Origin of the sequence: Granulosicoccus antarcticus IMCC3135 (assembly GCF_002215215.1) — a bacterium.
GTDB classification, from domain to species: Bacteria; Pseudomonadota; Gammaproteobacteria; order Granulosicoccales; family Granulosicoccaceae; genus Granulosicoccus; species Granulosicoccus antarcticus.
The window spans coordinates 317,263-342,027 of sequence record NZ_CP018632.1 but is presented as its reverse complement, the minus strand read 5'-3'; the positions used below and the strand labels follow the sequence as shown (position 1 = coordinate 342,027).

Annotated in this window: 24 protein-coding genes; 13 read left to right on the top strand and 11 right to left on the bottom strand. The window is 54.0% G+C overall.

Annotation, left to right across the window (positions count from 1 at the left end; all coding sequences use genetic code 11):
• The first annotated feature begins 175 nt into the window (after positions 1 to 175).
• Positions 176 to 1,282, top strand: a complete 1,107-nt coding sequence (gene hppD, locus IMCC3135_RS01575) for a 4-hydroxyphenylpyruvate dioxygenase (protein WP_088915986.1) — start codon at positions 176 to 178, stop codon at positions 1,280 to 1,282.
• A gap of 109 nt (positions 1,283 to 1,391) precedes the next feature.
• Entirely contained in the window at positions 1,392 to 2,798 is a 1,407-nt protein-coding gene (gene uxaC / locus IMCC3135_RS01570) for a glucuronate isomerase (RefSeq protein WP_088915985.1), read from the top strand.
• 159 nt (positions 2,799 to 2,957) lie between these two features.
• Here uxaC and IMCC3135_RS01565 read toward each other — a convergent pair whose 3' ends face one another.
• The 5 genes from IMCC3135_RS01565 to IMCC3135_RS01545 all read right to left on the bottom strand — a co-directional run bounded on the left by IMCC3135_RS01565 (position 2,958) and on the right by IMCC3135_RS01545 (position 8,648).
• On the bottom strand, positions 2,958 to 3,236 hold the full coding sequence (locus tag IMCC3135_RS01565; protein WP_236994725.1) for a CsbD family protein: 279 nt from the start codon (positions 3,234 to 3,236) through the stop codon (positions 2,958 to 2,960).
• Between the two features lie 191 nt (positions 3,237 to 3,427).
• Positions 3,428 to 4,609 carry an aminotransferase class V-fold PLP-dependent enzyme gene (locus tag IMCC3135_RS01560; protein WP_205737861.1) on the bottom strand — a complete coding sequence of 394 codons (1,182 nt, stop codon included), beginning with the start codon at positions 4,607 to 4,609 and terminating at the stop codon, positions 3,428 to 3,430.
• Positions 4,610 to 4,729: 120 nt separating this feature from the next.
• Positions 4,730 to 6,010 (bottom strand): HDOD domain-containing protein, encoded by a 1,281-nt coding sequence (locus IMCC3135_RS01555; protein ID WP_088915983.1) that lies wholly within the window; start codon positions 6,008 to 6,010, stop codon positions 4,730 to 4,732.
• A 133-nt stretch (positions 6,011 to 6,143) separates the two neighbouring features.
• Positions 6,144 to 8,135, bottom strand: coding sequence for an Ig-like domain-containing protein (locus tag IMCC3135_RS01550; RefSeq protein WP_157735700.1), 1,992 nt, complete (start codon positions 8,133 to 8,135; stop codon positions 6,144 to 6,146).
• Between the two features lie 9 nt (positions 8,136 to 8,144).
• The gene (locus tag IMCC3135_RS01545) at positions 8,145 to 8,648 is read right to left on the bottom strand and encodes an outer membrane beta-barrel protein (RefSeq protein WP_088915981.1); all 504 of its coding nucleotides are present in this window, start codon (positions 8,646 to 8,648) and stop codon (positions 8,145 to 8,147) included.
• A gap of 311 nt (positions 8,649 to 8,959) precedes the next feature.
• Between IMCC3135_RS01545 and IMCC3135_RS01540 the strand changes: the two genes are divergently transcribed.
• Positions 8,960 to 9,463 (top strand): TlpA disulfide reductase family protein, encoded by a 504-nt coding sequence (locus tag IMCC3135_RS01540; RefSeq protein WP_088915980.1) that lies wholly within the window; start codon positions 8,960 to 8,962, stop codon positions 9,461 to 9,463.
• Between the two features lies 1 nt (position 9,464).
• Positions 9,465 to 9,893, top strand: coding sequence for a CopD family protein (locus tag IMCC3135_RS01535; RefSeq protein ID WP_088915979.1), 429 nt, complete (start codon positions 9,465 to 9,467; stop codon positions 9,891 to 9,893).
• Positions 9,894 to 10,003: 110 nt separating this feature from the next.
• Here the strand turns inward: IMCC3135_RS01535 and IMCC3135_RS01530 are convergent, their stop codons facing one another.
• The 4 genes from IMCC3135_RS01530 to apbC form a co-directional block, all read right to left on the bottom strand.
• Entirely contained in the window at positions 10,004 to 10,510 is a 507-nt protein-coding gene (locus IMCC3135_RS01530; RefSeq protein ID WP_088921626.1) for an RNA pyrophosphohydrolase, read from the bottom strand.
• Between the two features lie 177 nt (positions 10,511 to 10,687).
• Positions 10,688 to 11,524, bottom strand: coding sequence for a sulfite exporter TauE/SafE family protein (locus tag IMCC3135_RS01525; RefSeq protein WP_088915978.1), 837 nt, complete (start codon positions 11,522 to 11,524; stop codon positions 10,688 to 10,690).
• Between the two features lie 47 nt (positions 11,525 to 11,571).
• Positions 11,572 to 12,141, bottom strand: a complete 570-nt coding sequence (gene dcd, locus IMCC3135_RS01520) for a dCTP deaminase (RefSeq protein ID WP_088915977.1) — start codon at positions 12,139 to 12,141, stop codon at positions 11,572 to 11,574.
• Entirely contained in the window at positions 12,138 to 13,229 is a 1,092-nt protein-coding gene (gene apbC, locus IMCC3135_RS01515) for an iron-sulfur cluster carrier protein ApbC (RefSeq protein ID WP_088915976.1), read from the bottom strand. The genes dcd and apbC overlap by 4 nt, the downstream gene beginning before the upstream one ends.
• 139 nt (positions 13,230 to 13,368) lie before the next feature.
• On the opposite strand from apbC, the gene metG reads away from it, so the two are divergent.
• The 9 genes from metG (at position 13,369) to IMCC3135_RS01470 (ending at position 23,114) form a co-directional block, all read left to right on the top strand.
• Positions 13,369 to 15,411 (top strand): methionine--tRNA ligase, encoded by a 2,043-nt coding sequence (gene metG / locus IMCC3135_RS01510; RefSeq protein WP_088915975.1) that lies wholly within the window; start codon positions 13,369 to 13,371, stop codon positions 15,409 to 15,411.
• 77 nt (positions 15,412 to 15,488) lie between these two features.
• On the top strand, positions 15,489 to 16,064 hold the full coding sequence (gene rsxA, locus IMCC3135_RS01505; RefSeq protein WP_088915974.1) for an electron transport complex subunit RsxA: 576 nt from the start codon (positions 15,489 to 15,491) through the stop codon (positions 16,062 to 16,064).
• Between the two features lie 4 nt (positions 16,065 to 16,068).
• A complete protein-coding gene (locus IMCC3135_RS01500; protein WP_088915973.1) occupies positions 16,069 to 16,746 on the top strand; it encodes an RnfABCDGE type electron transport complex subunit B in 678 nt (225 codons plus the stop codon).
• Positions 16,722 to 18,320: an electron transport complex subunit RsxC gene (gene rsxC / locus IMCC3135_RS01495; RefSeq protein WP_088915972.1), complete on the top strand. Its 1,599-nt coding sequence runs from the start codon at positions 16,722 to 16,724 to the stop codon at positions 18,318 to 18,320. The genes IMCC3135_RS01500 and rsxC overlap by 25 nt, the downstream gene beginning before the upstream one ends.
• Positions 18,317 to 19,384 carry an RnfABCDGE type electron transport complex subunit D gene (locus tag IMCC3135_RS01490; protein WP_088915971.1) on the top strand — a complete coding sequence of 356 codons (1,068 nt, stop codon included), beginning with the start codon at positions 18,317 to 18,319 and terminating at the stop codon, positions 19,382 to 19,384. Before rsxC ends, IMCC3135_RS01490 begins: the two co-directional genes overlap by 4 nt.
• Positions 19,381 to 19,986: an electron transport complex subunit RsxG gene (rsxG, locus tag IMCC3135_RS01485; protein WP_088915970.1), complete on the top strand. Its 606-nt coding sequence runs from the start codon at positions 19,381 to 19,383 to the stop codon at positions 19,984 to 19,986. Before IMCC3135_RS01490 ends, rsxG begins: the two co-directional genes overlap by 4 nt.
• A complete protein-coding gene (locus tag IMCC3135_RS01480; RefSeq protein ID WP_088915969.1) occupies positions 19,983 to 20,684 on the top strand; it encodes an electron transport complex subunit E in 702 nt (233 codons plus the stop codon). The genes rsxG and IMCC3135_RS01480 overlap by 4 nt, the downstream gene beginning before the upstream one ends.
• A 34-nt stretch (positions 20,685 to 20,718) precedes the next feature.
• Positions 20,719 to 21,147, top strand: a complete 429-nt coding sequence (locus tag IMCC3135_RS01475; RefSeq protein WP_088915968.1) for a DUF1841 family protein — start codon at positions 20,719 to 20,721, stop codon at positions 21,145 to 21,147.
• A gap of 212 nt (positions 21,148 to 21,359) precedes the next feature.
• Entirely contained in the window at positions 21,360 to 23,114 is a 1,755-nt protein-coding gene (locus IMCC3135_RS01470; protein WP_088915967.1) for a L,D-transpeptidase family protein, read from the top strand.
• A 67-nt stretch (positions 23,115 to 23,181) separates the two neighbouring features.
• Here IMCC3135_RS01470 and mazG read toward each other — a convergent pair whose 3' ends face one another.
• Together mazG and IMCC3135_RS01460 are read right to left on the bottom strand one after the other, a co-directional pair.
• A complete protein-coding gene (gene mazG, locus IMCC3135_RS01465) occupies positions 23,182 to 24,090 on the bottom strand; it encodes a nucleoside triphosphate pyrophosphohydrolase (RefSeq protein WP_088915966.1) in 909 nt (302 codons plus the stop codon).
• Between the two features lie 35 nt (positions 24,091 to 24,125).
• Positions 24,126 to 24,743, bottom strand: a complete 618-nt coding sequence (locus IMCC3135_RS01460; RefSeq protein WP_088915965.1) for a YfaZ family outer membrane protein — start codon at positions 24,741 to 24,743, stop codon at positions 24,126 to 24,128.
• Between the last annotated feature and the right edge of the window lie 22 nt (positions 24,744 to 24,765).

The window sequence follows — 24,765 nt, the reverse complement described above, 5'->3', positions numbered from 1 at the left end:
CCGTAGCTTTGCTCGCACATAAATCGCATCAACCACCTGCATTTCAACTATTTTTTTCAAAATAAAGCTTTTAACGCATCAAATACGCGTATTTCTAAAGATTATTGCATCGTGTCCGCAGCATTCCCATACTGATGCCTGAACAATCAACTTACCGCGGACACAGGAGACACTCATGGGCCCTTATCCCCACGATGCACCCAAAGCCACCATCGACAAGCTCAACATTGCAGGAACCGATGGTTTCGAATTTGTCGAATTCGCTCATCATGATCCGGCACAGCTTGAAGCCTTGTTCATACAGATGGGTTACACCGAAGTGGCTCGGCACAAGAGCAAAAACGTTTCTCTGTACCGACAGGGACGAGTGAACTACATTCTCAACCGCGAACCTGACAGTCATGCCTCACGGTTTGTAGAAGAACACGGCCCCTGTGCTCCTGCCATGGCATGGCGTGTCGTCGATGCCCAGCATGCACTGCAATGTGCGCTGAACTACGGTGCCACTGAATATACTGGCAACGACAAATCCCTGGACGTGCCTGCCGTGATCGGCATCGGTGGCTCCCTGCTGTATCTGGTCGAAGACTACGATCAGGGACGCTCTCCTTATGACAATGAATTCGAATGGTTAGGCGCCCGTGATCCACAGCCTACTGGTGCTGGTTTCTACTACCTTGATCATCTGACGCACAACGTCATGCGCGGCAATATGGATACCTGGTATCAGTTCTACGCAACGGTATTCAATTTTCGTGAAATCCGATTCTTTGATATCAAGGGAAAAATGACGGGTCTGACCAGCCGTGCGCTGACCTCGCCTTGCGGCAAGATCAGAATCCCCATCAATGAAAGTGCTGATGAGAACAGTCAGATCGAAGAGTACATCAAGGAATACAAAGGCGAAGGCATTCAACATATCGCCGTTGGCACCGATGACATCTACGCGGCGACTGATCGTATTGCCGCCCAGGGCATGCAGTTCATGCCGGGACCCCCTTCGATCTATTACGACAAATCACATGATCGAGTCTCGGATCACGAAGAGCCGATCGAGCTGATGAAAAAGCACGGCATTCTGATCGACGGTGAAGGTGTTGTCGACGGCGGCACAACCCGTATTCTGTTACAGATTTTTTCCAAAACCGTCATAGGGCCCATCTTTTTCGAATTCATTCAGCGCAAAGGCGATGACGGGTTTGGCGAGGGTAACTTCAAGGCCTTGTTTGAATCCATCGAAGAAGATCAGATTCAACGCGGCGTGCTGAAAGCCTCGGCCTGATAGGCGGCTCTGGACTCAGGGACGAGTCCTGGCCTACAGCAGTAAGCAGGCATCGTGATATTGTCATGGTTCTTTCAGCCACTTGCACTCCCAGTGCCATCTATCAGCCATGCCCCAGCTAGATACTGACCGACTACTGCCCCTGGATGACCGTAGCAGAGGGATTGCTCGTGACCTGTATACATCGATCAGCAATCTACCTATCATCAGCCCTCACGGCCATACCGAGCCGGCCTGGTTTGCCAACAACACCCCGTTTGCAAACGCTGCCGAGTTGTTTGTCGTCCCTGACCACTATGTCTTTCGCATGCTGGTCTCCCAGGGTATCGAGCTGGACTCACTCGGCGTTCCGCGTGCCGACGGCACGACCGTGGAGCAAGACCCGCGAGCTATCTGGGCGTTGTTTGCAAAAAACTATCATCTGTTTCGTGGCACGCCCTCCCAGCTGTGGCTTGATCATTCCTTCGAGCATGTCTTTGGCATTCGTGAAGAGCTGTCCGCAGAGACCGCCGATGATTACTACACGCATATTACAAACAGCCTGGCCACTCCCGACTTTTTGCCGCGCGCGCTATTCGATCGCTTCAATATCGAAGCACTGGCAACCACCGAAAGTGCGCTCGATGAATTGAAGTGGCACAAGCAATTAGGTGACTCGGATTGGCAGGGGCGAATCATCACAACTTACCGACCCGATGCCGTGGTCGATCCGGAGTTCGCCGATTTTGCCAACAACGTGGCACAGCTTGGCAGTCTCACCGGCTGTGATACACAAACCTTCAGCGGCTACTTACAAGCGCATCGCCTACGCCGTCAATTCTTCAAGACCATGGGTGCCACGGCTACCGATCATGGCCATGCCAGCGCTCGTACCGAAGACTTTCCTCCAGAACAAGCGTCAAAGTTGTTTGAAAAAGCCCTGGCAGGTCAATGCAGCGCCGAGGAGGCTGACGCGTTTCGCGGACATATGCTCACAGAAATGGCTCGCATGAGTCTGGACGACGGACTGATTATGCAGATCCACCCAGGCTCTGCACGCAGTCACAATCATGGCGTTGCCGCAACGCACGGTCGTGACAAGGGCTTTGACATTCCTACCCGCACCGAGTACGTGCATGCATTGCAACCATTGCTGAATGCAGTGGGTATGGAGAAGAGCCTGACGATTATTGTCTTCACTCTGGATGAAACTGCCTTTTCCAGAGAGCTTGCACCATTGGCAGGGGTTTATCCCGCTTTGAAGCTGGGACCGCCGTGGTGGTTTTTCGACAGCTATGAAGGTATGCGCCGTTTCCGCGAAACCACCACTGAGACTTGTGGTTTCTACAACACGGCAGGCTTCAATGATGACACCCGAGCATTTTGCTCGATTCCGGCACGACATGATGTCGCGCGTCGTGTGGATTGCGCTTATTTGGCAACGCTTGTGACAACCGGCAGATTGCGTGAGAAGGATGCCATTGAGCTGGCCTTCGAACTGACTTATGGCTTGGTGAAAAAAGCTTACCGACTGTAAGGACAGGGTTCTCCGCAGTATGCCAACAGAAGACAGCGGTTGGTCATGAAACTGGGCAAGAACAGAATGAGGCCGGAAGATATCCGGCCTCAGTAACTTATCGATCAGAAAACTTATCGGTCAAAAAACTTGCTCATCAGACAAAGCTTTTACCGAGCTTTAGTCCATACCAAGAGCATCAGCCCACTCGTTAACCTGCTCTTCTGCCTCTTCCTGGGCGATACCGTATTTCTCTTTGATCATACCGACGAACTGTTCGCGATTACCAGAGAGTTGATCGACTTCATCGTTGGTCAGATCGCCCCACTTCTCCTGCACGCTACCCTTCATCTGGTCCCAGTTACCTTCTATCTGGTTCCACTTGCCATCATCTGCCATTGCAGATCCACCAAGCAGAGCCAGGCCAAGAATGGATGCACCCAATATGCGCTTCATCATGATTTTTCTCCTGTTCAGTTATTACCAAAAATTGCTTGAACACCCGGTGAGGTGTTGAACATCTGGAGCAAATCTAACGCAGCATTACAGATAGAAAATGGCTTTGAAAAAAAGGATAGGGTGACGGGCAGCACACTTGCAGGACAAATTCCGACAGCCGTACCCATCTGAGGACTACTAGTGGATCGAATTCAATTTGTCGTAGGAATCAAGGTCTTCAAAGCATCCACGAGCTGCTCAATCTCATCTTCGGTATTGTAATAATGCGGGCCGACCCGCAGCAGTGTGGGTAGTGCTCGACGCTCGGCATCCAAACGGGTGCTGGATGGATCAGACGCCCCGATATTGATACCTCGCGACCGCAAAGTACGAACAACGGCTCCAGGCTCCAGAGCCTCAAGACTGAAGCTGGCAATAGCGCAGGGATTGGCACCCAGATCACGAAGCCTGGCACCCGGCAAACCTTGTAGCTGCTCACGCAACTGTGCTGTCAAGCCAACCACTCGGGCCTGTATAGCCTCGAGCCCTATCGACAAGGCGTAATCTGCTGCCTTTCCCAGGCCGGCTCTGAGCGCATAGGCATTTTCCCAGTTCTCGAAGCGGCGCGCATCAGATCGAAGTTCGTATTGATCCGTAGCAATCCAGGGCGCTGCAAAATGATCAATGACAACAGGCTCCAGTTTCTCTATCCAGGATTCACAGACATAAAGAAAGCCGGTACCGCGTGGACCACGCAAAAACTTGCGCCCGGTTGCCGACAGAAAATCACAACCGATCTCCACGACATTCACCGGCATCTGTCCTACGGCTTGACAGGCATCCAGCAAATACGGCACATCGTAACGTCTGGCAATTTTTCCAACCTCAGCGGCTGGATTGACCAGCCCTCCATTGGTCGGCACCCAAGTGATGGCAATCAACCCGACGCTCTCATCCATCATTGAAGCCAAGGCATCCAGGTCCAACTCGCCGGAGGCGGTACTGGGAATCACGTCAATGATCAGGCCATCGCGACGAGCCCGTTGCAGGAAAGCCACATAGTTGGCCGCATATTCCGCTTCACAGGTCAGAATGCGCTGTCCGCGCTGCAGTGGCAAAGCATAGAAGGCCTGGCACCAGGCAACAGTGGCATTCTCAAGCAGCGCAATCTCTTTGGCGGTGGCACCGATGAGGCGCGCAATACTGTCATAGACAGAGTTCAAGGAGTCGGCTTGCATCTCTGCTGCCTCATAACCGCCGTGCAGCGATTCGAGCTCAATGTGACTCACCACCGCCTCGCTGACACAACGCGGCATCAAGGCTGAGCCGGAGGCGAGCAGGTGAATAACATTGGCAACACCGGGGGTATCACGCCGAATCTGAGTAATGTCCATGATCATGCCTGTCGAAGACTATATTCTCTTCGAGTATAGCGCCCCTTGCTCAACCAGCAAACAGGGGAGCAAACACCTCATCGACAAGACCCAGGACTACTTGCGATCCAAGCAGCCTGACTAGGCCGCCTTGAGTAGCTCCTGCAAGGTGAGCAGGCGCCCGGTCGCAGCCTTGACGATTTCATCAGGTGCAGTCAGATCGATGCCTGCCTGTTGCAGGCGTCTGGCCAGCAGCAGATTATTGGCCGAGGGAATCGAACTATGCATGGGCTCTGGCATCTCGGATTGAATGATCAGCAGAGCTGCCGTCACCAGATCCGTGTAAGTTATCTCGCCATTGTGATTACGATACCAGTCACGTGCAACATTACAGGCATCAATGAATTCTTCTGGAAAATCCCAGTGTGACATCAACCAGGCACTGACAATAACCCGCAAATTCTTGATGACATCAACAAGCTGTTGCTCGTCAGTAAAACGATCTGCATGACGGTTGGCATGTGTCAGAATCAATAGCTCACCGACATCTGATGCCAATGCAACCATCGTGGCCACTTCCGGCTTCAGGTCTGGGACTTTGGTCGACAGCACTTGCACTATGGCTGCCGATAACCGTGTGCGCTGTAAAAATCGACGCAGGCGTTTTTCAATCACCGCGCTGGCAGGCACCATGGTGTTGTTCTGTAGAAGGTCAATCAGGGTTCGTTGAGTTTCTGTCACACCCAGGCGAGTGATTGCGCCTCGTATGCTGGAGGTTGAATCATTGTTGCTTGAATCAACCTTGTTGGCGGCGCGCACAATATGCACAGCCAGACCGGGATCACTCTGAATGACTTCGGCCAACTCTGGAATGCCGGCAACCGTACGATAGGATGCCAGTATTTTTTCAGCCCCTTCGGCAGAACTTGCCAGAGTGATTTTGTTCGTTTCCATGGCCGCTACAATATCGTCGAACACCAGATTATCCAGCTCGCCGACTTGCACATCCATGACGTTAATAGCGTTTTTCTGTTGCTCCTTGAGCAATATACTCAACTGCTCTCGACCAAACTTCACGATCCTGGCAACTGTGTTGGTTCGTGCGCTCTGATGAGCCCCCTTATCCAGAAACAAAGGCTTCAAGGCTTCAGGCGTTCCTGCGTTGATTACGCCGATCTCCTCCTTGCCGGAATACAGGTGCACAGAACCTTCAACCAGATACATCAACCACCGGTGTGAATTCTCAGGCTTGATCTGATCGTTGCGTTGAACATGCACAACAGTTGCAGTCTTGCACAAGGCCTCCCGGTTGGCGTCGTTGAGCTCACCAACCGGAGATACCTTCGCAGCTGCGGCCAGTATCATCACACTGTTCTCGTCAGCGTTTGACACCGCTGGATTCGAATCGCTCTTGAAAACCATAGTACCTGTATCTTCCGGTTCGCCGCTCTGTCCCGTTGGCAGATTCAGCAGTGTTGCCAGCTGTCTACTATGTCGGCTGTTTCGTGAATAAGTTTACGAGCCGCAGCAAGCCTGCGGCTCTTCCAGCACCGTATCAATTGGTGTTGCTGCAATCCAGATCCACCCCGTATGGGCTGAAATGGTTAGCCGGATTCTCACTTTCCTCTGATATTTCAGTGGCTGGCAAGGGCAGAATTGTGCGGAAAAAGTCATCGGCCTCAGCACCCAGTGCTTCGGCACGTGCCGTGATTTGCACATAGCTCCAAAGGGAGTTACTGGCTGGATACAACATTTCGAAATAGCCAGAACCGTTCTTGTCAGTCGTGAGTGTTCCACCGCTGATAGTGGCGTATTCATCACTGTCAATGGCGGCCAGTGCTGCGGGATCCTGCGGATCAAGCGAGCCATTACCGTTCAGGTCTTCACCTGTATCGAGTATACGATTGCCATTACCATCCTCTGTGCTACAAATGATATGGGCATCTGCCACTGCCCAGTGGTGTGCAGACCAGTTTTCAATATCAGCTGCATACTCGAACCCACCCTCATTGACCAGTACCATATAGCCCTTGGTGAAAGTCATCGGCCGGATGGAGAGCTTCACCGTCGCGTCTTCCAGCGGCGTACCACTACCGTCAGCTACTTGCACGATAAACGGCATCGCGTACTGAGTACCCAGTGGCTTGATATTTATTTCATTGGAGGTACCGATCGTGACGTTAAGCACCCGCTTGACAACAGTCAGATCAAGAATATCAACCAGCTCAGTACCTTTCACCTTAGCTTGAATCTGTATATCATCAACCTCAGTTGCATTATTGCCTGCAGTAAAAGCCACACTTGCAATACCGCTACTATTGCTCTTGGCAGAAGCGGGGTTCAACTGACCTCCCTTCAGATCAGCGCTAGTGAAGTCTACAACCTGATTCTTGACTGGATTACCATTCACGTCGGTAACCAGTGCCACAATGGTACTGGCCTCTTGGGTATGAACACGAGTGGAAGTCGCGTCAATGGCAACCATGCCTGGCACAGTCGCAACGAACTCGATATCAACACTGGTTTTTGGCTGCCCTTCATCTGCCGCTTCAACGGTAACCTTGGCTGGTCCGGCGCTACTGGATTGCAACATGACGGTCGCCTGCCCCTCGGCATTCGTCAACACAGTGCTATCACCCACAATTTCACCCGCAGTTGTCGAGAATCGCAGCTCTCTCCCAACCACTGGCAGACCCTCACTGCTCCAGGAGACGGCAATGGAGTTGATTGTTGACACCGGTAGTTCTGAATCGATTGCTGCGTCGGAAAATTTAAGAATGTCAGCAGCCACTTCAAACTGATGGGTGGCATTGACCGTACCGTTCAAGCCACTGATGCGAATCGTGTCATCAGAGTTTTCAGAACCCACCAGGATAGAGACGCGACCATCAGGATCTGTCACCGCTATCGCAGGCTCAATTGTATTGTTAACCGCTGATGTCACGCTCATTGGCTGGTTGGCGATTGGCTCACCATTACCGGCAACCAGGCTCAAAACCAGCTCGGCCTTGTCACCCAGCACCAGCGTCTCTGGTCCAGTGACTTCCAATGTACTTCCCAGCGCTGTCACTGTGACTGCCGCATCGAAGTTGTTGGCAGATACGGTCACCACAATGTCCTGGTTCTGAAAATCCTGAGCCAGATTCAGCGTCGCACTCGCTTCGCCATTTTCGTCAGTAATACTGGAGATGTTCTGCAACACCCCGCCCGTTGAACTGAACGTCACCTGGGTCTCGGCCAGAGCATTATTGTTGACATCGGTCACCAGCGCGGTGATGTTGGCCACATCAGTACCACCCGTATTGATGCTGTTGACGTTACTCAACACTCGCATGTTCAGCTCAGCCGAATTGGCAGCCCCCACATCCGGCTCATCGGTGCCGCTATCGACATCAGTGTCGGTATCGGTGTCAGTCCCGGAATCAGTCTGATCTGTGCTGGTGGCAAGATCGCTACGCTGTCCGCAACCGCCAAGAATCAAAGTTCCCGCCACTAGCAAAGCGGCCAGTGCATATTTATCCATTCCCACACTTTTTCTCGTTCGCATGCCTATCTCCTACCTGAAGCCGCCGAAGTAGTGCTGGAATCCGACGGTGGTGCTCGTAAAGGCTCCATCATCGAAATCAAGCACATGCAGGTTCAGCGCGGTGGTTTCGTTGCCAAACAGGTTGATACCGAAGCCATACACATTGCCGGCATCGCTGTTGTTGTAATCCGAGTCGATATCCATTCGAGCGTGGCCGCCCAGAAGATAGACGCCCACACGGTCCCATCGGTACCCAAGGCGAAGCATGGCGCTCTGATAGGTCACCAGTGGTTCACTGAGAATGCTGCCGGACTGATCCGACCCCGAACCCACACCAAACTCAACCCCGATGAAATCGAGAAATTGAAGACCAACGGTGACAGATATCGCACCGAGGGTTTTGTCACTACCGTTTGTCACGTCGACACTTCCGTCGGCTAACCCTGCACCAAAATAAAACTTGGCAGGATCTGCATGTGCAGCTCCTGACAGTAGGCCAAGGCTCAGCACCAAACCGCTGAGTAGTCTTCTCATGAACCAGATCTCCAGTTAACTACTTGCTTCTTTGCAAGGCTGCGTAGAAGCGTTTTAAATTGAACAAGGCGTTGTACTGATCGAGGTTTTCTTGGCAACAAACTTGAACCAGACCAAAAACACCCATCGAAAATGTCGGCCACTTGGCGAATTTCCTTAACGTTTTGTTGTCTTGAACACATTGCGTTATCCAACTCACCCAAATGACTCCGACTCGGTATGATTAGCTCCACTCACATCCAGCAGGCAGACCCGTGCCGATTCTCTCTTTGCATCTCCCGGCACTCTGTGCAGGGACTCGTAGCAAACCCATGAAATATCGTTTTCGCTGGCTGACTGGCATATGCCTGCTAGCTACCGCTTTGCTTGCCTCATGCAGCAACCGTACCGAGCTGGATGATTCCGTGGCCCAGCTCTCCTTCAGCACGCTCGATGGCCAGCAGATTGCCGTGGCCGACATCGACAGCCCGTTGTTCGTGAATTTCTGGTCAACCACGTGCGCTATCTGTCTGGCCGAGATGCCTGAGCTGGCTTCGCTCTACGATGACTACACACCGCATGGCGTAAAGGTAATCGCTGTCGCCATGCCCTATGACCCACCCAATGACGTGCTGGAACTGGCCCAGGCTCAACAGTTTCCTTTCCCGGTAGCCCTGGATCTCAAAGGGGATGCTGTCGCAGCTTTTGGTCCGGTACAGGGCACACCGATCAGCTTTCTGATGGATTCAGACGGTCGGCTGGTGAAACGGTATGTCGGTGCCATCGAGTTTGATGCGCTGCGCGACGAGCTCGACAAATTACTGGAGCTGGGCTGAGATGTTGTGGATCAAATCACTGCACGTTATTTTCATGGTGACCTGGTTTGCGGGGCTCTTCTATCTGCCTCGCGTATTCGTCTACCACGCCATGAGCGATCAGGCGAATCAAGGACAGATGGATACGTTCAAAGTGATGGAGCGCAAATTGCTGGCCATCACCAATATTGGCGCCCTGCTCACGATTGTCTTTGGTTCGCTGTTGCTGATCATCTGGCTGCCTGGTCTGATGACGCTAGCCTGGATGAAACTCAAACTCCTGCTGGTGCTGGGCCTGATCGGCTATCACCTTTATTGCGCCAGACTGGTCAGACTCTTTCGGGATGATGGTAATACCCACTCACACGTGTGGTATCGCTGGTTCAACGAGGTGCCGGTTGCGTTTCTGGCAGGAATTGTCATTCTGGTTATTGCACGACCATTCAACTGAACGACAGGCGCACTGAGAAGCTGCTGTCAGCCAAAGCAGGTGCGTCCCAAGCCTGAACCATTCAGGCACGATGGGACGCTCTGCAATCCGCCCTCAGAGCCTCCTGCGACCTAACTGAGCAGCTTGAGTGAACAGCTGACAGTCGTATCAACCAATAACGGCTCCAGCTCGGTCAAGGCTCGCTTGTAGACCTTGCGTTTGAAGAAGATGACCTGTCGGGATGGCTCCCAGTAATCCACCCAGCGCCAGTGGTCAAATTCCGGCTTCGGACTATTGGCCAGATCCACGGCTGTTTCATTGCCCAACATGCGCAGCATGTACCAGATCTGTTTCTGACCAATGCAAAGCGGCTTCTGATTCCGCCGCACATAACGCTTTGGCAGTCGATACTTCAGCCATTCACGCGTACAACCCAACACATCGACATCGCCGGGCGACAGCCCGGTCTCTTCCTTCAACTCGCGGTACATCGCCTCTTCGGGGGATTCTGCATGGTCAATTCCACCTTGTGGGAACTGCCATGCGTTCTGTCCAACTCGCCTTGCCCAAAAGACCTGCCCTTCGTTGTTACTCAGAATGATGCCGACATTCGCTCGATACCCATCGCAGTCAATCATGTCGGTGCTCAAATTTTTGATATATCCCCGATTCAACCAAAAAAAACCACCACTGGCAAATTGGCAAGCAGCAAGCAGACCGGTTTTTGACTCCACAAAGCGCTGAAATCAATGAATGAGGACTTCCCAGCAATCTGAATAAAGTTTTTTTTCACCCGAATGTTACATACATGGCGTTCAGACGCCGAACACAATAGCCACGAGAAAACGCAGCGCAACCGTCAGCAAGAACAGACCGAAATAGCGGGATAGCTGTGCACGTGATCGAGTGTGGGCGGCCCTTGCGCCCAATCGTGTCGTCATGATCGCCGCAGGCATGACCACCATCAGAGTCAGCAGGGAGACATACCCCATGGCATCGGCTGGTAGCTCGGGATTTCCCCAGCCGGCGATAACGTACCCGATGGCGCCCGGCACAGCAATCAGCAAACCCACACCAGCCGATGTTGATATGGCCTGATGGATAGTGCGCCCGTACAACGTCAGAATCATTGTTGACAGTGCCCCGCCGCCGATCCCCATCAGCGCCGACAACAAGCCGATACCCAGACCGTACGCGGACAACAGCCCTCGTCCGGGCAGAGTGTCTTTGATCTGCTGGCTGTTACCACCGAACAACATGCGGGTCGACATCACCCCACCAACAACGACAAACACTAACTGGAAGAGCTCTGCGTCGGCAAAACCTGCCAGCACGCTGCCACAAATCACACCAACCAGTATGGGCAGCAGCCAGGTGCGCAGTACTGCGAGATCAAGCGTGCCCAGGCGAGCGTGTTCACGCGCCGACAGGTATGAGGTGGGGATGATCATGGCCAGCGAGGTGCCGACCGCCAACGGCATGGCAATATCATCGACATTGCCGGTGAGACGGTAAACCTCAAAGAACACCGGCACCGATATGGCACCACCGCCGATACCGAAAAATCCGGCACAGAATCCGATGGCACAGCCGGCAACCAGCAAGGCTGCCATGATCAACAAGAGGGCGGATACATCCAGACCAACTGGCATGTCAGTTCACCGCCGATACCCGTAACAGGCCCATGCTGCTGGAACCCTCAGGTTCTTGGTAGAGTCACCCCACGCTGCCCCTGGTATTTTCCACCCCGGTCGGCGTAGGACGTTTCACAGACCTCGTCACTTTCAAAGAACAGCATCTGCGCGATACCTTCGTTGGCGTAGATCTTCGCCGGCAACGGTGTCGTGTTGGAAAATTCGAGGGTGACGTGACCTTCCCATTCGGGCTCCAGCGGCGTTACATTGACGATAATGCCGCAACGCGCATAGGTGCTCTTGCCCAGACAAACCGTCAGCACGTTACGCGGAATACGGAAATATTCGACGGTTCGTGCCAGCGCAAAGGAATTAGGCGGAATAATGCAGACATCAGATTTGATGTCGACAAAGCTGCCTGAATCAAAGGCTTTCGGATCCACGATGGCGTGATTGATATTCGTGAATATCTTGAACTCATCAGCACAGCGCACATCGTAGCCGTAGCTTGAAGTGCCATATGAGACGATGCGCTCATTATTCTCGTCTAACCGAACCTGGCCTTCCTCAAACGGCTCTATCATGCCGCTGCTGGCGGCCATACGCCGGATCCACTTGTCGGATTTGATGCTCACGTGTTTTGTATCACGATGGTTGGGAATGCAGCCGAGTAGTCCTTGGCTTGCCGGGACAGACGTGCCGCAGCCTTGCGGGCTATCTCACGATACGCCTCTGCCGTGCGACTGTCTGGCTCTGCTACAACCGTCGGCTTGCCACTGTCGGCCTGCATACGAATGCTCATTTCCAAAGGCAGGGAGCCCAATAGCTCGATGCCGGCTTCACTGGCCATCGTCTGACCGCCACCCTGGCCAAAGATATGCTCTTCGTGACCACACTCACTACAAATATGAGTCGACATGTTTTCAACGATGCCGAGAATAGGAACTTCTACTTTCTCGAACATTTTCAGTCCCTTGCGAGCATCCAGCAAGGCGATATCCTGAGGGGTCGTGACAATGATTGCACCACTGACCGGGACTTTCTGGGCCAGCGTCAATTGCGTATCGCCGGTACCGGGCGGCAGATCGATGATCAGATAATCCAGATCTCGCCAGCGTGTATCGTTCAGCAATTGTTCCAATGCCTGCGTAACCATCGGGCCACGCCAGATCATGGGCGTCTCTTCATCGATCAGAAAACCGATCGACATCGTCTGCACACCATAGTTTTCCATGGGCTCCAGACTTTTACCATCCTTGGATTCAGGCTGCCCTGAGAGTCCCATCATGCGTGGCTGGCTAGGACCGTAGATATCGGCATCCAGCAATCCGACGGTTGCGCCTTCGGAGGCCAGCGCCAGTGCCAGGTTGGCGGAAGTGGTGGATTTACCAACACCGCCCTTGCCAGAGGCCACCGCAATGATGTTCTTGACGTTTTCCAGACGCTTGACACCATGCTGCACAGAATGAGCAATGATCTTTTGCGTGACATTGACTGTTACCGCCGAGACGCCTTCAAGCGCTGACACCGGCTCGACAACCATGCTACGCAGGGTTTGTGCCCAACGCTGACAGGGATATGACATGCGCAGGTCAATGGCAACGGCGCCATTGTCGATACGTATCTCCTGGACGACCTTCGCTTCCATGAGACTCACCGCAAGGTGAGGATCGACTACCTGAGCGAGAACGGCTTCGATTTTTTCGCGTGAGACTTCAGACATGCGACTGCAACGCTCCTTATACTGTATGAACTGGTTCAACGGGACTGTTAAACTATCAAGCAACCCGCAACTATACACGTAAGCACCGCGGGCGAAACCTAAGTATTTCCTGCAACGCAACTACAGTGACACAGACTTGATGAGCCGCCGTATTCTGGTAACCAGTGCCCTTCCCTACGCCAATGGCGCCCTGCACATCGGCCACATGCTGGAGTACATTCAGACTGACATCTGGGTGCGCTTCCAACGACTGATGGGCAACGAAGTCCAGTGGGTCTGGGCGGATGATGCGCACGGAACCCCCATCATGCTCAAGGCGCAGGCAGAAGGCGTCGAGCCGCAGGCCCTGATCGCCCGCATCAAATCCGAGCATGAACGAGATATTGCCGGCTTCCTGCTCTCGCCTGACAACTTCCATACCACCCATTCGGAAGAAAATCGAGAACTGGCCAATCTCATCTATACGCGTAATCGCGATGCCGGAAATATTGTCAAACGTACCATCAAGCAGCTCTATGACAGCGAGCGTGAAATGTTTCTGCCAGATCGCTTTGTCAAAGGCATCTGCCCCAGCTGCGGCACTGCGGACCAGTATGGCGACAATTGTGAGAACTGCAGCGCAACTTACGATGCCACTGACCTGAAAGATCCCATCTCCCAGGTTTCCGGAACGACTCCGGAACTGCGTGACTCTGAACAGTATTTCTTTGCCTTGGGCAATTTTGCCGACATGCTGCGCGAATGGACTGCCAGTGGCTCTTTGCAGCCAGAAATGGCCAACAAGCTCAAGGAGTGGCTGGATGGCGGTTTGCAGGACTGGGATATCTCGCGCAACGCACCCTACTTCGGTTTCGAGATCCCTGACGCACCGGGCAAATATTTCTATGTCTGGCTGGATGCACCTATTGCTTATATCGCCAGCCACAAGAACCTGGCAGCCCGTACCGGTGAAGACTGGGAAGCCAGCTGGAAGGAAGGCAGTGATGTTGAGCTGTATCACTTCATTGGCAAGGATATTGTCAACTTTCACGGCCTGTTCTGGCCTGCCATGCTCGAAGGCGCTGGCTACAGAAAACCAACGGGCGTGTTCTGCCACGGCTTTCTGACCGTCGACAATCTGAAGATGTCCAAGTCTCGCGGCACATCTGTAACCATCGAGACCTGGCTGAAGCACCTGGAGCCTGAGTACCTGCGCTACTACTACGCCTCAAAACTGACCGGCAATGTCGTTGATCTGAACATGAACTTCGACGACTTCACTACGCGAGTCAACGCGGACCTGGTGGGCAAGGTTGTCAATATTGCCAGTCGTTGTGCGGGTTTCATCAGCAAACGCTTCGATGGGCAGCTCAGTGCCAGCTATCCGGAAGACCAGTTGGGCGCCTATGCCGATTTCACCAGTGCGCGTCACATCATCATGCAGTACTACGAGCAGCGCGAATACGGCAAAGCCATGCGCGAGATCATGCAGCTGGCAGAGCACGCCAATACATACATCAATGATGCCGAGCCCTGGGTCAAGATCAAGGATCCCGAGCAGGCCGAAGCTGTGCAACAGATCTGCACGGTAGGACTCAACTACTTCCGCATCATCGTCACTTACCTGAGCCCGGTTCTGCCAGCCCTGACCAGCAAGACTGAGCAATTTCTCAATACAACGCTGACGCTCGACTCACTGGATCAGCCGCTGATTGGCCATACCATCAACCGTTATCAGCCAATGATGACGCGTGTCGATCCGGTACAGATCGACAAGATTCTGGATGACACCAAAGCCGGTAGTGCCGAGGCCCAGACGGAAACCAAAGCGGCACCAGCCAAGGCTGCCGAGGCGGTGATGGAACCCCTCAAGCCTGAAATCGAGATCGGTGATTTCGACAAGGTGGATCTGCGGGTTGCGCTAATTACCGATGCTCAACCGGTGAAGGGTGCAGACAAGCTGGTTGAGCTGACGCTGGATATCGGACTGGAGGAGACACGCACGGTATTTGCTGGCATCAAGGCGGCTTACAAGCCAGAGGATCTGATTGGTCGCCGAACCGTCATGGTGGCAAATCTGAAGCCTCGCCAGATGCGCTTCGGCCTGTCCAGCGGCATGGTGCTGGCAGCTGGTCCCGGCGGTTCTGATCTGTTCATTCTGACACCTGACGAGGGCGCAACCCCTGGTATGCGAGTGAAATAGTCGATGGTAGCTGCACTGTACAGGCACGGTGATGACGCTGTGCCTCGCTCGAGCCTGTACAGCTGGCAGAACCACTGATGCGTGAAATTGCTCTTATTCTGTTAGGCACGGTGCTGGTCAACAACTTCGTGCTGGTACAGTTTCTGGGCTTGTGTCCTTTCATGGGTGTCTCGAAGCGGCTCGACTCGGCGCTGGGCATGGGTATCGCAACAACCTTCGTTCTGACACTCTCGGCCGCTCTCAGCTACCTGGTCAATCAGTGGCTGCTCATCCCCTTCGAGCTGGAGTATCTGCGAACCTTGAGCTTCATTCTGGTGATCGCGGTGGTGGTCCAGTTCACCGAGATCGTCATTCGCCGCCAAAGCCCACTACTGCATCGCATTCTGGGCATCTATCTGCCACTGATTACCACTAATTGCGCGGTGCTGGGAGTCGCTTTGCTCAGCGTCAACAAACACCATGACCTGCTACAGGCCATGCTGTATGGCTTTGGCGCCGCCGTTGGCTTTACTCTGGTCCTGATTCTGTTTTCAGTATTGCGTGAACGGATCGAACTGGCCGATGTGCCTGGCCCTTTCAAGGGAAGCGCCGCAGCGCTCATGACGGCCGGCATCATGTCGCTGGCGTTCATGGGCTTCAGCGGACTCGCCTGAGACCATGACGACACTTCTGGCCTTACTCGCCTTTGCGGCCATTACCGCACTGCTGGGCATCCTGCTGGCCTGGCTATCCTCCTCCAGTGTCGCCCTGCGATTTCATTTGCCCAGATTGCGTCCGTTGAGGACTGATACAAACCTGCCTGCAGAATCGCAGAGCGGCCAGGATGACGAACACATCCCGGTAGCTGCGACCGTGAATCAGCCACTGAGTGAGCAGCCTACCGAACAACCGATCGAGCTATTGATTGAAGCGGTCAATGCAAAGCTGCCACAGACCCAGTGTGCCCAATGTGCTTATCCAGGCTGCCGTCCCTACGCCACCGCCATCGTGCTGGAGAATGCTCCCATCAATCAATGCCCACCCGGTGGTGACGCTCTGATCAGTGAGCTGGCGGACTTTCTGGGCAAAGAGATCATTGCACTGGATGCCGAACGTGGCGAGAACAAACCCCCACAGGTGGCCGTCATTGATGAGCCTGCCTGCATCGGTTGCACACTGTGCATCCTTGCCTGCCCGGTCGATGCGATTGTCGGTGCATCACGCTTGATGCACACGGTCATCAGTGATCAATGCACGGGATGCGAACTATGCCTGCCACCTTGTCCTGTCGACTGCATTGAACTGGTAGCCGCCAACATTCCACTCGCGCAATGGCGCTGGCCGAAACCGGTATGAATGTACTACGCCGCTGGTGGCCCGCACTGTCGGATTCGCAGCTACCAGAACTACACGGTGGGCTGGCCCTGCCACGCAACAAGCCGGGCCTGCCGCTCGATGGAAAAATATCCACTTTGCCGCTGCCAGCACAACTGGTGCTACCGCTGCTCAATTATCGACGCGAAGCTTTGACACCATTGGTTAGCGTGGGACAACAGATTCAGCGAGGGCAAATGCTGGCAGAGGGCCTGATCGCCAGCGCCAGTGGTTGTATTGTTGCCATTGAACCACGGGCCATTCTGCATCCTTCTGCACGGCATGAACTCTGTATCGTGATTCAACCAGATACCGACACGGCTGATCATTCAGCGACACACCCGATCCAGAACCTGCTGAGCATCGAGCGCCTGGCGCAGTGTGGCATCAGAGGGCTGGGCGGTGCCGGATTTGCAACCAGTGAAAAGTTTGCAAGCGCGCAAGTGGCAAGCGGGCCATTGGAAATACTGCTGATCAATGCGGTTGAATGCGAACCCTTGATCAGCTGTGACGAGGCGCTGATGATGTGCGAGGCGCCTGCGATTATCGAAGCCATCAGTGCACTGATGTCGATGACACGCTGCCGCCGCTCTGTGCTGGCTATCGAGAATGACAAGCTTGCGGCCATCAGTGCTCTGCAAGAGGCACTAGCCGCTCAACCGAACTCTATCGAACTACAATTGCTGCCCCCTATCTACCCTTCCGGTGCGGAGCGCTCCCTGATTCAACGCATCACCGGACAACAACTGGCAGCTGGCGAACGAGCGGCTCATCGTGGCATCCTGAGCATTAACGTCGCCACCGCATTAGCGGCTCATAAAGCCCAGGCAGGCGTACCACTCACATCGAGAATCGTTACCATTGCAGGCGAGGCCTGCCCGGTGCCGGTCAATGTACGTGTGACTTTCGGAACCACGGTGGCCGATGTCTTGCGTATGAGTGGTAATCAGGCCGTTCTGGACACCTGTCAGAGCCGCGGCCCAGACAGGTATCGCGTCCGCGTCGGTGGGCCGCTGAGCGGATTCGACCTGATGTCACTGGACGCACCGGTGAGCGCAACGACCAACTGTATCAGTGTGCATACATTACAGGCTGATTCAACAGTACAACCCTGTATCAGATGCGGAGCCTGCAGCGAGGTCTGCCCGGAACAACTGCTGCCCCAGCAATTGTACTGGTATGCCCGAGCCGACCACCAGGAAGGGGCACAGCGCTTCGGACTGGATAGCTGTATCGAATGCGGCTGCTGCGATGTTGTCTGCCCCTCGGCCATTGCACTGACAGCCACCTTTCGCCATGCCAAAGACGCCCGTCGTGAGCAGCAACGCCAGGATGCAGCAGCGATGGCCGCCGAGCAGCGGTATCTGGCCAGAGAACAACGTTTGGCACAACGCGCGGCCGTACGCGAAGAGCGCCGCCTGGCAGCGAAGTCAAAACTGGCGGTCAGTGCTGATCCTATCGCCGATGCCCTGAACCGCGCAAGACAACGCCGTAAACCGCGAGTAGACAAAGCCATGAACACCGGCGGAGATACCGGTCCCGATGGACAATCATGAGCACACTGACCCCTGATACGAAGGCACTGAACTTTCCGCGTCGCAGCGTCGGACGGATCATGAGCCATGTCATGCTGGCGCTGCTGCCAGGCACCCTGGTCATGGCACTGACGATAGATGCCGGGGTGCTTTTCAATGTACTGGTCGCTATCCTGAGCGCCTTGTGCATGGAGGCGGCGCTACTGCACTTACGTGATCGCCCGATACGCCCGGCTCTCAGTGATGGCAGTATTGCACTTGCGGCCTGGTTGCTGGCGCTGTGTGTGCCGCCCTCGCTACCGCTATGGCAGTTGATCGTAGGCGTGGGTGTCATGACCACCCTTGGCAAGCACCTGTACGGAGGTCTGGGGCACAATCCTTTTAATCCTGCCATGGTGGCCTACGCTGTCCTGCTCGTCTCCTTTCCGGTCACCATGACGGATTGGTCCCTGTCACAAGACCCTGAGCCTACGAGCTCCACTCAGCAACTACAAGCTGATGAATGGGATGCGATGAGCGGGGCCACGCCACTGGACCGTCTGCGTGAAATTCGGCGGGTGGAGACAGATACTTTCACAGTGAACGCACCGGTCTCGTCGGGTACGGGTGCGAGTGCGAGTGCGAACTTATCGGACACTTCGGTCAGTGTTAACGATTATCGGCAAGTGTCGACGCAACTGATTCTGCATTCGCCCTGGATCTGGGTAAGCATCGCCTGGTTGTGTGGTGGTCTCTATCTGCTGCTGATTCGTGTGATCTCCTGGCATATTCCCATTTCTGTAATAGCCTCACTGGCCGGTCTGTATGCAGGCTATGGCTTGCTGACATCATCCAGTGCATTACCTGTCCTGCCAGCACTGATGTCCGGCGCGATCATGCTGGGGGTCTTTTTCATTGCAACTGATCCGGTTAGTGCAGCTACCAGCAACAGCGGCAAACTGGTGTACGGCATTGGCATTGGCCTGTTTACCTTCATAATTCGAGAATTCAGCAGTTATCCTGAAGGATTTGCCTTTGCTGTATTACTCATGAATACCTGTGTGCCCTTGATTGACTATTTGTTCACAGGGCCCAAGGGGTCATGAACAGCATTACAAAAACCGGACTGACGCTCGGACTGTGTGTATTGGTGGCCATTGCGGCCCTCTCCGCGGCTCATTCTCTGACACGTGAGCGTATCGAAAAAGCGCAGCAACAGTGGTTGCAGCAGGGCCTGATAGCGGTACTGCCAGAAGGCCCCTTCGACGCCGAACCCCTCGATTCGGCACAGATGATCACAGCCCCTGAACTGGGTAGTGATGTCCCACAGCCCCTGTATACCGTTTACCAGAACCAGACACCTTCGGCTGCCGTATTAAGTGTCATAGCACCTGATGGCTACAATGGTGACATTCATCTGTTGCTTGGCCTGAGCTATGAAGGGCAGATTACCGGAGTCAGAGTGATAGAACATCGGGAAACACCCGGACTGGGCGACGACATCGAGTACTCACATTCAGACTGGATCACGGGATTCAACGGTCAGTCACTGGCTTCCAGCCTCCCAACAGACTGGGCAGTCAGAAAGAACGGCGGCAGCTTTGACGCCTTTACCGGTGCGACGATCACACCGCGTGCTGTCATCAATGCCGTCTACCGTGCCTTGAAGTGGTATTCCCTGCACCGGCAGGAGCTATTTGTCTCATGAGCGATCCAATCACTACCCGCAAGCTCTGGTCCCAAGGGCTCTGGTCGGAAAACCCCGGCCTGGTGAAACTACTGGGCCTCTGCCCCTTGCTGGCTGTCAGCAACAATATGGTGAATGGGCTGGGCCTGGGGTTGGCAACGCTATTGACTTTGGTGATTGCCAACGGTGCGGTGTCCAGCCTGCGCAGCATTGTCACACCGGCGATTCGCATACCGCTCTATGTGCTCATTATTGCAAGTACGGTGACATTGATTGAGCTATTCATGCGGGCCTGGTTGCCGGCACTGCATGCAGCATTGGGAATCTTTCTACCCTTGATAGTCACCAACTGCCTGATCATCGGACGCTCCGAGGCCTTTGCTTCGCGACATGATCTGCGGGACTCACTACACGATGCCTGTGCCATGGGCCTGGGCTTTCTGTGGGTGCTTGTTATTTTGGGCGGTATTCGGGAACTGATTGGCCAAGGCACGCTCTTTGACAATGCGTATCTGTTATTTGGCGAAAGTGCGCGGTTTCTGACACTTCACGTGTTCGCAGCCGATCACGGCATGCTCATAGCACTGTTGCCGCCCGGAGCTTTTTTCGCACTCGGATTGCTACTCGCGGGCAAGAACTGGATTGACAGTCGGCGTGCAGAAACTCAATCACAAAACCTGACGGCAGCCTCGCCAGTGTCACCCCCGACAGCGCACTGAACGCTACGCACCAGATTCAAGGAGACTCATCAACATGCTGTTCACACAAGATCGAACCCGAACTCGCGAAATGTTCCGCAGTACCTGGAAGAAACACACCCAGGGACTGGCATTGGAGCCGCTGGAGAAACAGATCGTCAGTCTGCTGAGCGATCATCCTGAATATCACGCCATGCTTAGCGGCAAGGAAGATATAGTCGATCATGATTTCACCGCGGAGGATGGCCACGAAAATCCCTTCCTGCATCTAAGCCTGCACCTGGCATTGCGTGAACAGGTAGGTACCGACCGACCAGCAGGCATTGCCTCCATTACCCGCTCACTGTTGCTCAAGCATGGTGATGGACACACTGTCGAGCACCTGATGATAGAACGCCTGGGATTGTTCCTCTGGGAAGCTCAACGCCAGAGCCGAGCACCTGATGAACAAGGCTATCTGGCCAGTCTGCAGGAATTGCTGTAAAGGGCCTTGAATTAGTCAACTGACAAAGCGACGCTGTTCACGGCGCGTATGTTATATGCATCGCAGTTAAGCAAACCCAGACAACAACAAGCCGGTAATAGATTCAGCCGACGCCGTTCAGGTCGATTCTGCAGCATGGCTGGAAGGAATAGAAATCCTATCAACTGCTCGGGTTCAGCCTCCCCGGGACTGCGATCAGAGCCCCTTGTTGCGTGCAGAAAAACACTAATGTCTGGCTGTTGGCGGGCGCCATTGCGGCAGCTTGCTTCTTTAACAACGCTTTAGCGGCTGATCCAGAACCGAGGAGTGAGGTGCAGTCCTTTCTGGATGCATCGAAAGCGGCAGACTCTACACAAAGCGGACGCCTGGAAAGCATCAATCAAGATGCACCAAGCCTGTCCCCTCGGCAGAGTCGCAAGCAGCTCCAGCTTCTGGCCAATGGTGGTCCCTGGTTAAACAATCGAGGAACGTCCGGAAACTCTCGACAATTGATTCGTGCCATCCAGAATGCTGCACACCATGGCCTGAATCCGGAAAGTTACGGCCTTGACAAGATTCTGCGAACCGTGGAATCGCTGAATAATTCAAACCGCGCCTCGATCCGCGCAAGCTCCTTGCAGCAACCGGCAGCAGGACGAAGCAATGAACAGTTGCGCAGTGATCTGTCGGCACAGATGGACCAAAGCTTTGTGCAATTGGCAACACACCTGGGGCAGGGCGTGGTTGATCCACGTGCCACACAGCGGATGCTGTTCAGGGATGCACCGCAGATCGATACCGCAGCATTGCTGGATTCAATCTGGAGTCGCCAGGCTAGCGTTTCGGCAGCACTCAATACTGCAATGCCGGCTAGCGCAGAATATCGACGCTTGACGACTCATATGCGCAATCTGCTGACAGAACGCGCCGCAGGTACAGTACGCCCCACACTCCGTCAACCAGTCACCCTCTCGGCATCCATGTCCCACAAGGATGTCATGACGATCAAACAACGCCTTGTTGAAACCCGCGAGTTGCCACTGAACACCCCTATTACACCGCTATTCGACAGCCAGCTGACGATAGCATTGCAACAGTTTCAGAAAAGACATGGATTACTGCCTGACGGTCACGTTGGCAGGATGACACGAGAAGCACTGAACCGGAGTATTGACGATGAGATCCAGGCTGTCGCACTGAGCCTGGAGCGCTGGCGCTGGATGCCACGTGAATTGGGACAGAAGCATCTGTTCATCAACATCCCGGATTATCGTGTGGAATTTCGCGATGGCCAGGAAATCAAGATGTCGATGGTCTCGGTCATGGGGTCCGAGGACCACAAGACTCCGGCTTTCTCACGTGACATGAGTTATATGGAATTCAATCCGACCTGGACCGTACCGGAATCAATCACCAACAGCGAACTGATCCCTCTGGAAATGCGCAATCCTGGCTACCTGGTGTCCCGTCAGTTTGAGTTTCTGCAACGCGTAAACAACCACGTTGTCGTCATAGCACCCGAGTCTGTCACGGCTGCCGATTACCAGACCAAACCGTTTCCCTACACACTGCGCCAGCGCGGAGGCCCTATCAATGCTCTGGGCAGAATGAAATTCATGATGCCCAACCCCTATGCCATCTATCTGCATGACACACCGGAGAAACAACACTTCTCATTCAATCAGCGGGCCTACAGCCATGGTTGCATCCGCCTCAGTGATCCTGATGCATTGGCCACGCTACTAATGAAGGAAGATGGCTACAGTGCAAAAGAAATACGTAAGGCTCTGAGTGACCCGGAAACTCACAGAGTTCGGCTACGAACACATATACCGACCCACCTGACCTATATGACGACCTGGATCGATGCTGACGGAGACTTGCAGCAACGTGCCGATGTCTACCATCATGATGCAGCCCTGCTGATTGCCTTGCAAACCAGCGACACCCTGCTTTCAATACTGAACCAGCCGATCGCTACGTTATAGATGTTGGATTTTGGTTGATATGCCAGCTTCAAGAATAATCGGCTGGCAATACGGGGGAATTTCGCCATCAATCAGATGGCGCATCGCCCTTCTTGGCTTTATCCCATAGGGCATCCAGTTGCTCTAGTGAGAGGCTTGTCATAGGAGCACTCTGCCCGGCTGCCAATTGCTCTACTCGCCGGTAGCGTGTCTCGAATTTGTTGCTGGCACGCTGCAAGGCTTGTTCAGAATCAATGGAGCAGTGACGCGCCAGATTGACAACAGTAAACAGCAAGTCGCCTATTTCATCCTCGACAGCATCCTGCTCACCGCTGGCCAGTGCTTCCTTGACCTCGGCAATTTCTTCGGCAAGCTTGTGCCACACCGGTTCTATTTCCGGCCAGTCGAAACCGACGCGAGCACAGCGCTTCTGCAGCTTGTCGGCACGCTTGAGCGCAGGAAGGTTTCTGGCGATGCCATCCACGGCTGAATGCGGCAGATTGTCAGAGACTGCAGTATTAACGAAGGGTGCCTCGAGCGTAGATTCCCTCACAGGCTCAGCCACCGGCTTATCAGTCGTGCCCGATAACGCTTGCCGACGCACCAGCTTCAGGCGTCGTTCTTCAGCCTTGATGGCTTCCCAACCTGCTTTAAGTGCCTCTTCAGACTCATAGGTCACGCCCGCAAAAACATGCGGGTGACGACGGGTCATCTTGTCAACGATAGACTGGGCTACGTCATCAAAGTTGAACGCTCCCATTTCGCTGGCTATTTGCGCATGAAAGACTACCTGGAAAAGCAGATCTCCAAGCTCATCACGCAAATCATCAAGATCGTTGCGTTCGATGGCATCAGCGACTTCGTAGGCCTCTTCCACCGTGAACGGTGCAATGGTCTGGAAAGTCTGTTTTACATCCCAGGCGCAGCCGCTTTGCGGATCACGCAAGCGACGCATAATGGCAAGTAGTTGCGGTAGTGCAGATTCATCAGTATTCATGAGCCAACACTACCACTACTCTCACGACAAGCCGATCAGAATGAGATATTGAGTCCGACGTGGGCGCTGCGATCCAGACGAATATTCTCGTAGTCTTCCGTATCGAATCGTATCCGTCGATAACCAATATAGGCACGCGCACGCGGCATGATCTCTACCTGCAGCTTGGCACCTACTTCACCGTAGCGTTCCGCATGAGAAAAACTGGTGATATTAGGCGCATAGAAACCCTCGACACTGAGTTCCACCGGATTTTGTACGGAGGGTTGCAACAAGAATCCAACCTGAAAGCCCAGCGCCAGAGCCCCTACTGTCTCAGAATCCGAACTAACCTCACGGTCAACTCCGACTTCAACCTCACCACCAACCAGCTTCATGCCAGCACTGATCTGGTATTGCGAATTAGCGGTCTGCGTGATGCCACGAGCAAGCAAGGTGGCATGCACCAACTTGTCACCAACCTCACTGATGAAAGCACCAACAGCAACCTCTGCACCACCATCGTCCGACACATCCCGTCGCGAATTGAACGGATCATTGTTCAACGTGACGATCAGGTTGGCGGTCTCATTGCTCAGCGACAAGTCCAGACTGCCTGCCCACACTGGCCCAGTTGCGATCAGCAGAACTGCGCTCGCAAGATATTTTTTCATGTCCCACTCCGGGATGTAATAG

Bases quoted from the DNA above. Each gene is read 5' to 3' on its own strand.
- rsxA (WP_088915974.1), top strand. From the start codon at position 15,489: ATGCGTGAAATTGCTCTTATTCTGTTAGGCACGGTGCTGGTCAACAAC.
- IMCC3135_RS01535 (WP_088915979.1), top strand. From the start codon at position 9,465: ATGTTGTGGATCAAATCACTGCACGTTATTTTCATGGTGACCTGGTTT.
- IMCC3135_RS01525 (WP_088915978.1), bottom strand. From the start codon at position 11,524: ATGCCAGTTGGTCTGGATGTATCCGCCCTCTTGTTGATCATGGCAGCC.
- metG (WP_088915975.1), top strand. From the start codon at position 13,369: ATGAGCCGCCGTATTCTGGTAACCAGTGCCCTTCCCTACGCCAATGGC.
- IMCC3135_RS01480 (WP_088915969.1), top strand. From the start codon at position 19,983: ATGAGCGATCCAATCACTACCCGCAAGCTCTGGTCCCAAGGGCTCTGG.
- apbC (WP_088915976.1), bottom strand. From the start codon at position 13,229: ATGTCTGAAGTCTCACGCGAAAAAATCGAAGCCGTTCTCGCTCAGGTA.
- IMCC3135_RS01565 (WP_236994725.1), bottom strand. From the start codon at position 3,236: ATGATGAAGCGCATATTGGGTGCATCCATTCTTGGCCTGGCTCTGCTT.
- rsxG (WP_088915970.1), top strand. From the start codon at position 19,381: ATGAACAGCATTACAAAAACCGGACTGACGCTCGGACTGTGTGTATTG.
- rsxC (WP_088915972.1), top strand. From the start codon at position 16,722: ATGGCGCTGGCCGAAACCGGTATGAATGTACTACGCCGCTGGTGGCCC.
- IMCC3135_RS01545 (WP_088915981.1), bottom strand. From the start codon at position 8,648: ATGAGAAGACTACTCAGCGGTTTGGTGCTGAGCCTTGGCCTACTGTCA.
- IMCC3135_RS01460 (WP_088915965.1), bottom strand. From the start codon at position 24,743: ATGAAAAAATATCTTGCGAGCGCAGTTCTGCTGATCGCAACTGGGCCA.
- IMCC3135_RS01555 (WP_088915983.1), bottom strand. From the start codon at position 6,010: ATGGTTTTCAAGAGCGATTCGAATCCAGCGGTGTCAAACGCTGACGAG.
- uxaC (WP_088915985.1), top strand. From the start codon at position 1,392: ATGCCCCAGCTAGATACTGACCGACTACTGCCCCTGGATGACCGTAGC.
- mazG (WP_088915966.1), bottom strand. From the start codon at position 24,090: ATGAATACTGATGAATCTGCACTACCGCAACTACTTGCCATTATGCGT.
- IMCC3135_RS01560 (WP_205737861.1), bottom strand. From the start codon at position 4,609: ATGGACATTACTCAGATTCGGCGTGATACCCCCGGTGTTGCCAATGTT.
- IMCC3135_RS01530 (WP_088921626.1), bottom strand. From the start codon at position 10,510: ATGATTGACTGCGATGGGTATCGAGCGAATGTCGGCATCATTCTGAGT.
- IMCC3135_RS01490 (WP_088915971.1), top strand. From the start codon at position 18,317: ATGAGCACACTGACCCCTGATACGAAGGCACTGAACTTTCCGCGTCGC.
- hppD (WP_088915986.1), top strand. From the start codon at position 176: ATGGGCCCTTATCCCCACGATGCACCCAAAGCCACCATCGACAAGCTC.
- IMCC3135_RS01500 (WP_088915973.1), top strand. From the start codon at position 16,069: ATGACGACACTTCTGGCCTTACTCGCCTTTGCGGCCATTACCGCACTG.
- IMCC3135_RS01540 (WP_088915980.1), top strand. From the start codon at position 8,960: ATGAAATATCGTTTTCGCTGGCTGACTGGCATATGCCTGCTAGCTACC.
- IMCC3135_RS01550 (WP_157735700.1), bottom strand. From the start codon at position 8,135: ATGCGAACGAGAAAAAGTGTGGGAATGGATAAATATGCACTGGCCGCT.
- IMCC3135_RS01475 (WP_088915968.1), top strand. From the start codon at position 20,719: ATGCTGTTCACACAAGATCGAACCCGAACTCGCGAAATGTTCCGCAGT.